This window comes from Mucilaginibacter sp. P2_A4, from assembly GCF_056405015.1.
Window position 1 is genome coordinate 186563 of the sequence record NZ_JBFUCX010000011.1, and the last position, 13720, is coordinate 200282.

At 40.8% G+C, this 13720-nt stretch carries 11 protein-coding genes; 2 read left to right on the forward strand and 9 right to left on the reverse strand.

Features of this window, described 5'->3' with window-relative positions; translation table 11 throughout:
• Nucleotides 1-22 precede the first annotated feature (22 nt).
• Nucleotides 23-604, reverse strand: a complete 582-nt coding sequence (locus tag AC1DYB_RS20390; protein WP_477437539.1) for an N-acetyltransferase family protein — start codon at nt 602-604, stop codon at nt 23-25.
• Between the two features lie 88 nt (nt 605-692).
• Here AC1DYB_RS20390 and AC1DYB_RS20395 point away from each other — a divergent pair, with 88 nt between their 5' ends.
• A complete protein-coding gene (locus AC1DYB_RS20395; RefSeq protein ID WP_477437541.1) occupies nt 693-989 on the forward strand; it encodes a YciI family protein in 297 nt (98 codons plus the stop codon).
• Nucleotides 990-995: 6 nt separating this feature from the next.
• Here the strand turns inward: AC1DYB_RS20395 and AC1DYB_RS20400 are convergent, their stop codons facing one another.
• The 3 genes from AC1DYB_RS20400 to AC1DYB_RS20410 all read right to left on the reverse strand — a co-directional run bounded on the left by AC1DYB_RS20400 (nt 996) and on the right by AC1DYB_RS20410 (nt 3714).
• Entirely contained in the window at nt 996-1586 is a 591-nt protein-coding gene (locus tag AC1DYB_RS20400) for a Crp/Fnr family transcriptional regulator (RefSeq protein WP_477437543.1), read from the reverse strand.
• Nucleotides 1587-1609: 23 nt separating this feature from the next.
• Complete coding sequence (locus AC1DYB_RS20405) at nt 1610-1786, reverse strand: hypothetical protein (protein ID WP_477437545.1); 177 nt, start codon at nt 1784-1786, stop codon at nt 1610-1612.
• 167 nt (nt 1787-1953) lie between these two features.
• On the reverse strand, nt 1954-3714 hold the full coding sequence (locus AC1DYB_RS20410; RefSeq protein ID WP_477437547.1) for a glycoside hydrolase family 9 protein: 1761 nt from the start codon (nt 3712-3714) through the stop codon (nt 1954-1956).
• 422 nt (nt 3715-4136) lie between these two features.
• Between AC1DYB_RS20410 and AC1DYB_RS20415 the strand changes: the two genes are divergently transcribed.
• The gene (locus AC1DYB_RS20415; protein ID WP_295718674.1) at nt 4137-4478 is read left to right on the forward strand and encodes a hypothetical protein; all 342 of its coding nucleotides are present in this window, start codon (nt 4137-4139) and stop codon (nt 4476-4478) included.
• A gap of 39 nt (nt 4479-4517) precedes the next feature.
• On the opposite strand, the gene AC1DYB_RS20420 is transcribed toward AC1DYB_RS20415, so the two are convergent.
• The 5 genes from AC1DYB_RS20420 to AC1DYB_RS20440 form a co-directional block, all read right to left on the reverse strand.
• Nucleotides 4518-6299: a beta-N-acetylhexosaminidase gene (locus tag AC1DYB_RS20420; RefSeq protein ID WP_477437549.1), complete on the reverse strand. Its 1782-nt coding sequence runs from the start codon at nt 6297-6299 to the stop codon at nt 4518-4520.
• An 88-nt stretch (nt 6300-6387) separates the two neighbouring features.
• The gene (locus tag AC1DYB_RS20425) at nt 6388-7272 is read right to left on the reverse strand and encodes a cupin-like domain-containing protein (RefSeq protein ID WP_477437551.1); all 885 of its coding nucleotides are present in this window, start codon (nt 7270-7272) and stop codon (nt 6388-6390) included.
• Between the two features lie 246 nt (nt 7273-7518).
• A complete protein-coding gene (locus tag AC1DYB_RS20430) occupies nt 7519-8943 on the reverse strand; it encodes an efflux transporter outer membrane subunit (protein WP_477437553.1) in 1425 nt (474 codons plus the stop codon).
• A gap of 130 nt (nt 8944-9073) precedes the next feature.
• Nucleotides 9074-12292 carry an efflux RND transporter permease subunit gene (locus tag AC1DYB_RS20435; protein ID WP_295718684.1) on the reverse strand — a complete coding sequence of 1073 codons (3219 nt, stop codon included), beginning with the start codon at nt 12290-12292 and terminating at the stop codon, nt 9074-9076.
• 203 nt (nt 12293-12495) lie between these two features.
• Nucleotides 12496-13626, reverse strand: coding sequence for an efflux RND transporter periplasmic adaptor subunit (locus AC1DYB_RS20440; RefSeq protein WP_477437556.1), 1131 nt, complete (start codon nt 13624-13626; stop codon nt 12496-12498).
• Nucleotides 13627-13720: the final 94 nt, after the last annotated feature.

Genomic DNA, 13720 nt, shown 5'->3' on the forward strand with positions numbered 1-13720 from the left:
GTTGATATGATTTATCAATTTATCATGCTTTATTTTTTATATCCCACACAACCACATTCCAGTCTTCTAATCCGTCGTTATGCGTACTCACAACCTCAAACCCCATTTTTTGGTGAATCTTTAATGATTTGGTGTTTCTTACAGCCACTTCTGTTATGCAAAGTTCATAATCTTCCTCCACCTCATTAGCAGTTGCGTTATAAAGTTTACTTAATAAACCCAGGCCACGGAAATCTTTATCTACACAAACCTGACCGCCTACAAAAAATTTGTAATCTATTAAAGGTTTGCCCAGGTACTGGCTTTTATGAAACTCCCTAAACATGGGTGCAAGGCTTGGCAATTCATTTTCCATGGCGGCTGTCATCGCCAGGTTATAACCTATTACTTTGTTTTTATATAACGCTATAATTTGTGGTATTTGAGCTGCCATTACTTGTAATAAGGGTACGGTATGCTCGGCAAATACGAAGCCTTGTTGTTCCTGCTGCTCGGTGCTCAGACTTTTGTACAAGTTTTGATTTTGTAACTGAACTATCTGCTCAAAATGCTCAATTGACGTTGCTGCTTGAAAAGTTATTTCTGATAGGCTATTTTTATTCATGCTATGGGCAAATGTCTTATTTTATGAGTATTTGCGCAAGCATAAATAAATTTACCTTTATCACTATCTTGTTCAATAAATCAAAAACATGGAAAAATTACATTTTGCAGTTAAATTATTATCGCCCCGCCCCACTTTTCCGAATGATATGACAGATAGTGAGCGCGCCATTATGCAACAACATATTGCCTACAACCGGGATTTTATGGATAAGGGCATCATACTTGTATTTGGGCCGGTAATGGATCCTGCAGGAGTTTATGGCCTGGGGATCTTTGCCGTTGATGACGAGGAGCAGTTAAAAAACATAATAGCAGGCGACCCAGTTACCAGTTTTGCCAAATATGAGTATCACCGCATGATGGCCGTTACCCCTTCAAAGTAGTTAATATCAGCGAATATTTTTCCTGATACGGCTAAGGGATTGCGGCGTAATACCTAAATAAGAAGCAATATCATTCAGCGGAACACGCAGTGCAATATCAGCCTGCCTCATCATAAAAAGCTTGTAACGGGTAGTTGAATCCTGTCCCAAATAGATATTTCTTACATTGATCTTTTCAACCAGGGCCTGCTGTATTATTTCATCTATCAGGCTTTTTAAATATGGCACCCGAAGGTACAGAGCCATCAGGTTGGTATGAGTAACAACCAATACTGTTGCTTTACAAGCCGCCTGGATACTTTCATGAGCAGGTACCTGGTTAATAAAACTTTTCAATATAGTGCAAAACTGATTTTCCTTTAAAAAATAATGGGTAACCTCATTCCCTTTTTCATTTCTGACCATAATACGCAATACCCCTTCAACAATAAAAAATAACTGCTGACAGACCCTGTCACCTTTAAAAAGGTAATCGCCCTCATCAAATGTTCTGGCTTCAAATGTGTTTGTAATAAGCTCCTGATCATCTGCTGATAGATGCTTAAATAAAGATAGAAACGAAATAAGTTTATTGGGCATGGTCCAAATTTCAATCATTTATAAACCATCAGCAAAAAAAATTATCGTTCTTGCTCTTTATGTTCATTCATCTTTTCAAGCCAGCCATCTTTGTTAACCATATATTTAGACAAGTTTGTTGGCCTGGTGAGTTTGGTGTTAGTGTTTTTTGAAGGGCCGCGCAATGGTACTATCAATACGCATAAAAATATAAGGATCATCAATACCGCAATCATCATAAATTAAATTTTTAGCTACAACTGTATTAGTTGTAATTGCCTGAATATTAAACATAATGATTGGTTGAGGGCTGTTTAGGTAAAACTCCGGGGCGATTAATTCCGTTGTTTTACAACCTCATGCCCTAATATAGGTAAATCCGATAAAACTTATGAAGTTGTTACGCTTATTTTTCGTCGGCCATAGCTGTAATTGCTTGTAAAAACCAGGCCGCGTGAGGCAGCCATTGTTCTGTCCAGCGCCATTCATTGCCATTGTCTTCGGTTTTGTAATCAATGCCGCTGCCATCAGCATTTTCCTTTGCGCCGGTAATACCATTTGATATTCCCCCTTTACCAGAACCATGACCAAAGTTTGAGCTCATGTAAGGCACATTGTTTTTACCAAACTGGTACATAAAACACATGGAATATGGATTGCAACCAAGTATCCATGATAGTTGATTTGAGGCATAAGCTGCAAGGTCTGTTTTAACACCCCAACCACCTTTTTCAGGATAAACCAAACGGCCTCCTATAATAGCCGCTGTGGCCAATGATGCCAGGCGAGCATTTTCGCCCTGCCACCACCAACCGGTCTCGTTTTCATGCGGAATAAAGAAGCCATTCTGAATTTTATCTTTCAAACGGAAAGTCTGTCTTGCATAGCCAAATGGATTGCTTGTTTCGGCAGTTACCCGCAGGTTATAATCCAATGCTTTTTTTATAGTGTTTAACGCGGTGGTTCTGTTAGCGGCATCTTTCTCTTTGCTTAAATACCGACTTAAAGCAACAACCGGCATACCGGCATCAGATGCGTGCCAATACGGGCGGCCACTATCATTTGCATAAAAGTATCCCGCCGGACTCATTCTCTTTTCAAGGCTTTCAGCACGCTTTCGGGCTTCGGTTTGGTAGTATGAACTGTCGGAAGCTATCCAAAGTTCGGTAGCGGCCATCAAGGCGCAGTAATCATCAATGATATTCTCCTTACCATCGTCATCATATTCGGTGTTATGGACTAGCAGGTGTGCAAAGGCGCGTTTGGCAGCAGCAAGATAATCTTCAGATTTAAAATCTCTATCTTTTTTTAGCTGAGAGATTCGGGCAAGTGCAGCTATAGCCATACCTCCACCTTCGCGAAACGCGCATTGATATTCATTGGTGGTAACACTGTTTGCTTTCAACCCCACTACCCTACGTGCTTTTGGATCTTTATTAAAATAGCTAAAAACAATCATATAAAAATAATCGTCCGTTGATAAGGCCCGCATAAGGTAGTCTGCTCCATACAGCGCTTCGTCAACCGTTTTATCATATATACTGAGCTTGTTCAATGTGGCAGGAATTGTTTGCACAGCGTTAATCATTGACCAGGTAACCAGCGGGATTTGCTGTGGCGACATATAATTGGCATATGCCAGGTGCGAAAAATACTTACTCACATCGCCCGAGGCATCACACCAGCCACCATGCATATCAACCGTTTTATCACTACCGTATAACAACAGATGTTTATCAGCCTCAAGCTCTGTTGGGGTATTAGCCCTTTGCCGGTTGTAATAGTTAATGATTGATGGCATAGTAGTAATAGTGAGTGCATTTGGGCTAATATTAAACTCATCAGACACGTATCGTTTGCCGTTTACACTGATGTTTATCTTATATCTGCCCGATTTACTTACCGATGAAAAATCGGCCTGGTAAAAAAAAGTTCCTTTTGCCCACTGGGTAATTTGTAACGGGCCTTTAAGTGCACCCGTAAAAGTAATTTTTCCTTCCTGGTTGGTTAGTGTAAATATGGTTGAGCCACTAAGCCTGGCGTCGTTACCAACAACCGCCATTTTTGCCCCCCGCGAATCAAAAGCTACCTGGTTCACATAAATTATAGGTGATGCTTTGCAAATACACGGGAGTAAGAGCATCAAATAACTCAGGATATATCTCATGGGATTTTAGGTTTTTTTAGTATTGCAGGATTAATTGATTTCCTGTTATTTACAATTGCAAATTACCAATATTAAGTATCAGCATGAACAAAAGCGCGTTTAAAATCGGCGGTGCTTGCCCCTACATTATTACTACAAAATATGTTATCATGTATAAATAATTGATTAACAATGTTTTATTGGGTTTAACTATATGGAAATATAAATTACCATAGTACACTTTTATTTAGGTAGCTTTGAATTGTTATGCGGTAATATTATTCCGGGAGTAGCTGTCCCTCATTACCTTAGTTTCAAAACAACAAAATCACACAAATAATATAAGATCAGGAGATAGTGTTCCCCGGTTCTTAAAGATCCTTTAAAGCCTCTGTAAACGAATACCTACAGGGGCTTTTATTTTTTATATAGATAAGAATATCATGGAAGAAAGAAAGTATTTAACTACCTGGAAAAGGTACATGCCCGTTATCCGTTTGCATTTGAAGAAAAGCCTAAATGAAGATCAGCAATTTAAACTGAACATCACAGATTTTGAATCTGCGGGAGATCGCGGAAAATCAGGTTATACCTTCAATATCAATATGGAGAATGGCAAAGTTACCAATAACATCAGCGGTTCGGCAGTAGCGCGCGATCTTTTTGAAGCCATTAAAGGTGATGACGCAGTTAAAGCCATGTTACTGGATAAAAACGTTAAAATAAGCGTAGGAAAATCATTTGTATTGAGCATTAAAACAACCCACCTTTCAACTTACAGGTAGGTAGATTATACTTTATCTAAAAAGGAAATAACCCACAGGCTATTTCCTTTTTTTATGCGCTTTACTTTTTGTCGTTTTTGACGAAGTTTTATGAGTTTTAGTGGAACTGGTGTGTTTCTTAGCAGCTTTTGAATGCAATTTTTTTGAACTGTGATTGTGACCACGCTTCCCGGTTACATACGTTTTTTTGACGGTTGGCGCAAAATCAACAGCTTCAGGGTGAGCTAAAGGATCAAATGGATTAAAGTAGTAAATATTGTCCTTGTCCCAGTTCTTTAAATCAGTTTTTAATCTTTCGTTAAATGCTGCTTCATTCTTAAGTTCAGGCGCTGTCCAGCCAGCCTCGGCTAAACCGGCAATTCTCGGGAAAAGCATAAAATCCAAACGTTTTTCTGATGCAATCTTTTCCGTCCAGATATTAGCCTGCACACCAATAATCTGGCTTGATGTAAGCTGATCTGCTGATAATTGCTTGTCGGGGAAATTATATACGTCTGTTACGCGGTTAAAAACACCGTTCCATTTTCTGCCGGCAATATGGTCGCCATCCTGCATAAAATCAAAGTAAAGTGGTAAACGCGGGCATAGTACAACCTGGTAGTTTTTTTGCATCGCCAGAGTTAATTGGCCCGGCAAATTTTGGCGCCACCAAAAAATGATGGTTTTGCCTGCCGGAAGATCAGTTTGGGTAGCTTCGTCCCACGCCAGTATTTTACTGCCCAGGTTGGTAACGGTATCCGTCATCCGCTTAAAAAAGTAACGTTCCAGTTCGCCTACGTCTGCAAAGTTTTTTGTTTGCATCATCCTGGCTATAGCCGTATCCAACGACCATGCTTTAATGCCTAAAACAACCTCGTCGCCACCCAAATGCATCATTTTAGACGGGAAAAGCGCATTTGTTTCTTTTATAATGTTGGCTAAATACTGGTAAGTTTCTTCTTTTGCCGGGTTAAAAGTGAAGTTGGGATAGCCCGAAACACTTCCACCAGAGTATTCCGGATAAGCCCTGTTTGCCGCGGTGGCATGACCCGGCATATCAATTTCAGGAATTACCGTTATAAAACGCTGTGCAGCGTAAGCAACAATCTCTTTGATATCGTTTTGGGTGTAAAATTTAGCTTCGGCGGAGGTATCACTGTAGTTACCAATTGCACCCACAGCAGAGAGCTTTGGATATTTCTTAATCTCGATGCGCCAGCCTTGTACATCTGTAAGGTGCCAGTGAAATTTATTCAGTTTGTAATAAGCCATCCAATCCAATAGATGCTTTACTTTTTCTTTACCAAAAAAATGTCTTGATTCATCCAGCATCAAACCCCGCCATTGGTATCGCGGCGCATCTGTAATTTCGGCAGACGCAAGGGTAATGGTTTGGAATCCGCTGGCGACTTTTACATCCGTTGATGCAAGAGTAATGTTCTCTCCTTCTTTTGGCTGGTTTTTGATGATCTGTAACAATGATATCAATCCATAAAAAATGCCTTCCTTATTTGAGGCGGATATGGTTGTACGATCAGGCGTGATTTTAAGCGAATATGCCCCAATAGTTTGATTAGTATTGGTTAAAATAAGCTTAATCACACTTCGGGAGTCCTCATTATTTATATCAAGCGATAAACCTTTTATTTTAAATAATTCCTTTTGAAAGTAAACAGCCAAAGTGGTTAACGAAGTATCACTTGCACCAATGGCAGAACGGTTATTAATACTGATTTGCCCTGTGCTGTTTACTACCGACCGCGGCTGGGGGATTATATTTAAGTTTTGTGCTTTTAAATAACCAGAGAATAAAAGAAGCGCTGCTAAAAATTTAAATTTCATTAAAAAACAAGTTCAAACTATTGAGGATACGCTATGATAGGGATTTTATGATAGATCCGGGTAATTTATTTGTAATAAATGTTGAATCTTATAATTCGAAGGTGTTCATGATTGCCCCAACAATTGCTCCGTAAGCCAACACTGGCGCAGCCAGAAAGGAGATCTTCTTTTTCCAGTTTACATAACGATCATTGATAAAATTGTTCCAGTTATAGGTATTTAACTGGGCACGGCCGTAGGTAATACTTGGCTCGGTGATCCTGGTTGTATGCCACCAGCCCGATGGAAAAAACAAAGTTTCACCTTGCAAAAGATGAACTATTATTGGCTCAACTTCTTTATATAAAGGAAACTTTTCATAGTCGGGATTGAGGAAGTTGATTTGGGAAAACTTTGGATTATCCGGATAAGGATACATATTAGGCGTTTGCGATGGCGGGTACATGAAAAACATTTTTGAACCAAACAACTGCGTTATCTGCGTATGCATAAATAGCGCGTCATAGTGCAGGTATGGGAAGCTTGCCCCCTTGCCTCCCAAAAAAAGCTCATGAACAGTAGTACCTGCAAGCATTTGCTGAGGCATTAGTTTACTGTTGATCCTATCGCTTTTTCCATAAACAAGCTGTGGTAAAAAATCAGGCATCAGCTCAGGAAATACTTTTTTTATATCAAAATTGAAAGGGTATGGCGCCCTGTTTTCTGCAGTTGAAACCAGTATGCGGTCAATAGCCTCGGCAATGGTATAGGTGACACCATCAATTGTTTTGACGATATGGCTATAGTTTTGTTTATAAAACTCAGGCGTATGCTTGCCCATGGCGGGCCAGTTTTTGGCAGCATCGGTTAGTACAACGGGTAGAGATTTATCAACATACTCACGTATGAATTCAGCTCTTGAAAGATTTGTGCGCTTATCAATAGTGATGGTTTGTTTGCTACCTGCTTTTTCAAGCACCCCGTTCTGTTGCATACTGGATAGGTTAAAAATTCTGATCAAATAGTTTTTTTGATCTACCTGATAAATCTAAGCAATTTTCAAATAACCAATGCATCGGGTAATTTTAATTTCACAAAACGTTCATCATATACACTCCAGTAAAAAAGGCCAGCCGATTGTGATCAATCACAATCGGCTGGCCTTTTTTATATTATTAAGATTTTACCGCAATTGGATGATTAAATTAACTCTTCGCCTCACCAATTACTTGTCTTCTGCTTATTTCCAGCCTCCACCTAATGAACGGTAAAGATCGGCAGTAGCGGTCAATTCATCTCTTTTTATAGAGGCAAGCGCCAATTCGCCTTGTAATACATTGCCTTGCGCTGTAATTACCTCAAGGTAATTAGCTAAACCATTTTTAAACAGCATACTGGCATTACTGGTAGCTTGTTGCAGCGTTTTTACACGGTTTGCAGCTATAGCACGCTCCTGTTTTAATTTATCAATTTTAACCAGCGCATCTGACACCTCACCAACTGCATTCAATACCGACTGTCTGAACTGAAGAACTGTTTTTTCACGATCGATTTTGGCAACCTGGTATTGGGTGCTCAATTGCTTGTGCTCCAACAAAGGAGTGACAACGCTCCCTGCAACAATACCAAATAAGGCAGCTGGTATGTTAAACCAATTGCTGGCTTTAAAGGAGTTAACTCCTCCACTTGCAGTAATCCTTAATGCAGGATACATTTCTGATTTGGTAATACCCACCTTGGCATTGGCAATGGTAAGGGCCAGTTCCTGGCTCCTCACATCGGGCCTGCGGCTAATGATGGCTGTTGGTACACCTGCTGTTAAAGTTTCAGGGAACTTCACATCATTTAAAGTACCATTACGTTCGATGCTGTCTGGCAGTCTTCCTGCTAAAACGCTCAAAGCATTTTCCTGTACCGCTACGTTCCTTTCAAACTGTGGCACCAGTTGGGCCGCAGCTTGTTGTTGTGCCTCGGCCTGTTGTACTGCTAATAAAGTAACCTGTCCGGCATCATACTGTAAACGAATGATCCTTAAGGTACTATCATTAAGCTTTACATTCTTTTTGGCAATATCCAATTGAGCATCCAGCATCAGCAGGTTGTAATATCCCTGTGATACGCCGGCAACAATATTGGTTTGAATTGCCTTTTTAGCCTCAGTGGTTTGCAGGTATTGGGCCAGCGCCTGGCGGCTTTGATTACGGATCTTACCCCAGATATCAGCCTCCCATGAAAGTGCCAGATTTGCTGAGTAATCCTCAACATGTTTGGTGCCGATATTATACTGACTGATACTTAAACCGGTTAAACTGTTATCGCTTGGCCGGCTTGTACTTGCAGTAACATTTAAGGCAACTTCTGGCACATAGTTCCATTTTACCTGTTTAAACAACTGCTGTGCGGCGTCGATGTTTTTAACGGCAATCTGCATATCATAGTTCTTAGCGATAGCGCTGTCTATCAGTTTTTGCAGGGTGACATCGGTAAAAAAGCTCTTCCACTGTATGTCGGCATTACTGCTGGTATCGGCAGTGGTTGTTGCTACACTATTTCTAAAATTTACAGGTAGCTCGGGTTTGGGTGTTTCCACATCTTTTGATACTTTACAGGCGCTTAAAAAGGCCATAAGTAATACAAAAGCTAATGGAGTTATATATCGTTTCATTTGTTTATTGCTTTGAAAGAGTAAAGAATCAAGAGTTAAGAATCAAGACAGAAGACAATCTTCAATCCTATTATTCTGTAACTTTTACTTTTCTATCCTGACTCTTGATTCTTAACTCTTGATTCTATTCTTAATTTTTTTGCAGTTCCAATTCTTCCGCTTCAATGGCATGGCCATTTTTATGGGCAGATGAACCTCCACTGTTTAATACTGCCAATGGCGCACCGCTAATTTTTTCCTGCAAGCCCTGGAATACCACGAACAATACCGGGATTATGAATAAACCTAACAGTACTCCTGATACCATCCCGCCGGCAGCACCTATACTAATAGAGTGGTTACCTTGCGCTGATGGGCCTGTAGCGATACTCATTGGGAACAAACCGAATACGAACGCCAGTGATGTCATAATGATCGGGCGTATCCTTAGTTTTGCTGCTTCAATTGCCGATTCAACCAAACCATGCCCGGCTTTGCGTCGCTGTACCGCAAACTCCACAATAAGGATGGCATTTTTGGCCAGCAAACCGATGAGCATGATCAAAGCCACCTGTACGTAAATGTTGTTTTCGATACCGGTTAAACCTAATACCACAAACACACCTAAAATACCTGTTGGGATTGAAAAGATTACCGCCAGTGGCAATATGTAACTTTCATACTGTGCTGATAATAAGAAATATACAAATATCAAACAAAGCATAAATATAACAGCCGACTGACCACCAGAAGAAATTTCTTCGCGGGTTTGGCCAGAGAACTCGTAGCCAAAACCCGATGGCAATTGCTCCTGCGCTGTTTCCTGGATGGCCTTGATGGCATCACCGGAACTATAACCCGGTTTAGGAATAGCATTGATCTCGATAGAGTTAAACAGGTTATAACGTGACGCCGTTTCTGAACCATACACACGGGTTAGTTTCACCAGTGTATTGATAGGTACGTTTTCACCTGTTTTATTTTTAACAAACACCCTGTCAATGGCAGATGGATCTGTCCTGTCAGCAATATCGGCCTGAACAACCACCCGGTAGTATTTACCAAAGCGGTTAAAATCTGATGCCTGTGCGGTACCAAAGTACGCCTGCATTGTTTGCAAAATGTCTTTAACATTTACACCCAACTGGCTGGCCTTTTCATCGTCAACTTCTAACTGTAACTGTGGATAATCTGCTTTATAAGAAGTAAAGGCATAAGCGATAGCTGGTTTCGCCATCAGCTTTCCTATAAAGTTATTGGCAACGCCGCTAAATTTATCCAGTTTGCCGTTGGTTTTATCCTGTAGCACCACATCAAGCGCCTCTACGTTACTAAATCCTGGAACGGTTGGAAAACTGAACACGAAGAAGGTACCACCCGGTATACCACCTAATTTCCCTCTTACAATATTCTGTATATCATCAATGTTTTTAACTGCGCCCCTTTGCTCGTTAGGTTTTAACAACAGGAAAATTACCCCGGCTGATGGACTGCTGGATTGTGTTAAAAAGTTAAAACCAGATAACGCGGTAACAAACCTTGCTGATGGTAAAGTTTTCAGCTGGTCTTCGGCCTGTTTAAAAACTTTATTAGTACCGCTTAACGAAGTTCCGGATGGTGTATTAACAGCTATAGCCACAAAACCCTGATCCTCGGTAGGAATAAATCCTGTTTTTGTTTTATTTACCAGGTAAAATGTAAATGCCACAACCAATACAAGGCCGCCTATGCTAAACCATTTTTTACGGATCAGGAACTTTAAACCCACAAGGTATTTGCTGGTCATATAATTAAAACCACCATTAAAGCCTGCATAAAATTTTTCTACAAAACCCTTTTTAGGTTCATTATGCCCATCAGCACTATGTTTGTTCTTTAAGAACAAAGCGGCAAGCGCGGGGCTTAATGTTAAAGCGTTAACAGCAGATATAATGATGGCTATAGCCATGGTTAAAGCAAACTGACGATAAAATATACCTGTTGAACCTACCATGAAGCTTACCGGTAAAAATACCGCTGCCATAACCAGCGTAATAGATATAATGGCGCCGGTAATTTCGCGCATAGCCTCAGTAGTTGCCGCTTTGGGGGTTAGGCTGGGGTCATGTTCCATTTTGGCATGCACCGCCTCTACCACCACAATGGCATCATCCACCACAATACCTATGGCCAACACCAATGCAAACAGGGTTAACAGGTTAACAGAGAAGCCAAAGAGATTCATGAAGAAGAAAGTACCGATGATGGCGACAGGAACCGCTATGGCCGGGATCAAGGTAGACCTGAAATCCTGCAGGAATATAAATACTACTATAAACACCAGTATAAAAGCCTCTATTAATGTATGCTCAACCTGGTTAATTGACTCATCGAGGTCGGTTTTGGTACGATAGAACTGGTTGTATTTAATGCCGGCAGGAAAATCCTTTGATAACTTCAGCATCAGCTTATCAATCCCGATCTGAATTTCGTTGGCATTTGAACCAGACAGCTGTATGATACCTATAATAATACCGTCGTGTCCGTTCAGGTTACTTACGCTGTTATAAGAATAGGCGCCCAGTTCAACACGTGCTACATCTTTTAAATGCAATACAGAACCATCTGCATTGGCGCGGATGGCAATATTCTGATATTCTTCTGGTTTGGTAAGTTTACCTTTATATTTAATTACATATTCAAATGCCTCGTTACTGCGTTCGCCAAATTTACCGGGGGCGGCTTCCAGGTTCTTGTCCTGTATAGCTGCCATCACTTCGGCAGGCGTAACTTTATAAGCTGCCATTTGACCGGGATTAAGCCAAACGCGCATTGAGTAATCCTTAACACCACCAAATATACTGGCCGAACCTACACCCGGAATACGTTTCATTTCGGGCACAATGTTGATCTGTGCATAGTTGGCCACAAACGTTTGATCGTATTTTTTGGGATCCTCTGAGTAGATAGCCATAGCGCCTATGAAGCTGTTTTGTTGCTTGGTAGTAGTTATACCATATTGTACAACTTCGGCAGGTAACTGGCTTGTAGCTTGTGAAACACGATTTTGAACGTTTACAGCCGCCTGATCCGGGTCAGTACCTTGTTTAAAGTAAACTGTGATACCCAATGTACCATCGTTACTGGCAGTGGAGGTCATATAGGTCATATTTTCCACACCGTTAATCGCTTCTTCTAACGAAGGCGTAACAGAACGTAAAATAGTTTCGGCATTAGCGCCCGGGTAAACAGCAGATACCAATACCGCCGGAGGGGCGATATTCGGGAATCGCTCTAAGGGCAATTTTGTTAAACCAAGTACACCAACTATCACCAATAATATGGAGATCACTGTGGAAAGTACCGGTCTTTCTATGAATTTTTGAAACATGGCTTTTTCTTTTTTAATTTGATATTGGAGTCAGGAATCAAGAGTCAAGAATCAAGACAGAAAACCTGTCTATCATCTATATTCCAGTCCTAACCCGTTTCTATCTTAATTTTGTTTCTTACAGAGCGCTAAACCAAAGGAGTAGTAAACTCACTGCGCGATTTTCGCAGCTTTCCTGACTTTTGATTTTTAACTCTTGACTCTTATTTTAAAGCGGCAACTTTATCAGTAGCTTTTTGAGGCGCTATTACCATACCTTCTACTAAGTGGTCCATGCCGCTTAACACAATTTGATCGCCAGCTTTAAGACCATCTTTAACCAGGTAGTTTTCGCCGCTTTTGCCAACAATGCCGATAGGTACTTTTTTCACCTTGTTGCTATCTGCAAGGGCAAAAACAAACACTTTATCCTGCATTTCAACCGTAGCCGATTCTGGTACGATCAGGGCATCGGTATGTTGCAAGCTCAGGCGTACTTTACCGGTGTTACCGGCACGTAACAAACCATCCGGATTGGCAAAGTTTGCCCTGATGGTGATGGCACCTGTGTTTTTATCAAACTGTCCGTCAATCACATCTATTTTACCTTGTTTAGCGTATTCGCTGCCGTCGGCTAATAATAATGATACTGATGGTAAATGTTTCAGCTTGTCTTTCAAAGTTTCACCGGGATATTGTTCTTTAAAGGCTACGAAATCTTTTTCGCCTAAAGAGAAGTAAACATGCACGTCGTGTACATCTGATAACTGGGTTAATGCTTCAACATCCTGCGGAGTAACTAAACTTCCTTGTTTTTTAAGCAAACGACCTATGTAACCGCTTACTGGTGCTTTAATTAAGGTATAACCTAAGTTGATTTGCGCGGTTGATACATTTGCCTTAGCCGATTCGATGTTAGCTTTTGCAACCTGGAAAGCTGCCTTGGCTGTTTTTAACTGGTAATCAGAAACTACCTTGTTTTCAACCAATGGAGTTAGTTTATCTACTTCCAGTTGTGCATTGCCTTCAGCTGCCTGGGCGGCATGTAAGCTTGCAAGGGCGTTGTTTAATGCTGCGCGGTAAGGCTGATCATTTATTTTAAATATAGGTTGACCGGCACCTACAAAAGCACCTTCGTCAACAAATACTTTATCTAATGCGCCACTTACCTGTGGCCTAACTTCTACGTTTACAGTACCCTCAATTGATGCAGGATATTCCTGGAAAGTAGTTTGTGTGCCTGATGCTATACTTGCTACAGGTAATGATGGTGGAGGCGGTGCCTGCTGCGTTTGCGGCTTGGGAGAGCAACCATATAATGTAAGTGCTAAAAGCGCTAAAGTGATACTTTTCATGATGATTAATTTAAAGTGATGGATAGAGTGTTGATTTGTGGCCTCGCGGCCGGTAGATATATGTAGAGTTGATTGTTTTAATTGTTATTATGTG

Coding starts and splice junctions, on each gene's coding strand:
- AC1DYB_RS20420 (WP_477437549.1), bottom strand. CDS start 6,299: ATGAAATTTAAATTTTTAGCAGCGCTTCTTTTATTCTCTGGTTATTTA.
- AC1DYB_RS20410 (WP_477437547.1), bottom strand. CDS start 3,714: ATGAGATATATCCTGAGTTATTTGATGCTCTTACTCCCGTGTATTTGC.
- AC1DYB_RS20390 (WP_477437539.1), bottom strand. CDS start 604: ATGAATAAAAATAGCCTATCAGAAATAACTTTTCAAGCAGCAACGTCA.
- AC1DYB_RS20425 (WP_477437551.1), bottom strand. CDS start 7,272: ATGCAACAGAACGGGGTGCTTGAAAAAGCAGGTAGCAAACAAACCATC.
- AC1DYB_RS20440 (WP_477437556.1), bottom strand. CDS start 13,626: ATGAAAAGTATCACTTTAGCGCTTTTAGCACTTACATTATATGGTTGC.
- AC1DYB_RS20400 (WP_477437543.1), bottom strand. CDS start 1,586: ATGATTGAAATTTGGACCATGCCCAATAAACTTATTTCGTTTCTATCT.
- AC1DYB_RS20435 (WP_295718684.1), bottom strand. CDS start 12,292: ATGTTTCAAAAATTCATAGAAAGACCGGTACTTTCCACAGTGATCTCC.
- AC1DYB_RS20430 (WP_477437553.1), bottom strand. CDS start 8,943: ATGAAACGATATATAACTCCATTAGCTTTTGTATTACTTATGGCCTTT.
- AC1DYB_RS20405 (WP_477437545.1), bottom strand. CDS start 1,786: ATGATGATTGCGGTATTGATGATCCTTATATTTTTATGCGTATTGATA.
- AC1DYB_RS20415 (WP_295718674.1), top strand. CDS start 4,137: ATGGAAGAAAGAAAGTATTTAACTACCTGGAAAAGGTACATGCCCGTT.
- AC1DYB_RS20395 (WP_477437541.1), top strand. CDS start 693: ATGGAAAAATTACATTTTGCAGTTAAATTATTATCGCCCCGCCCCACT.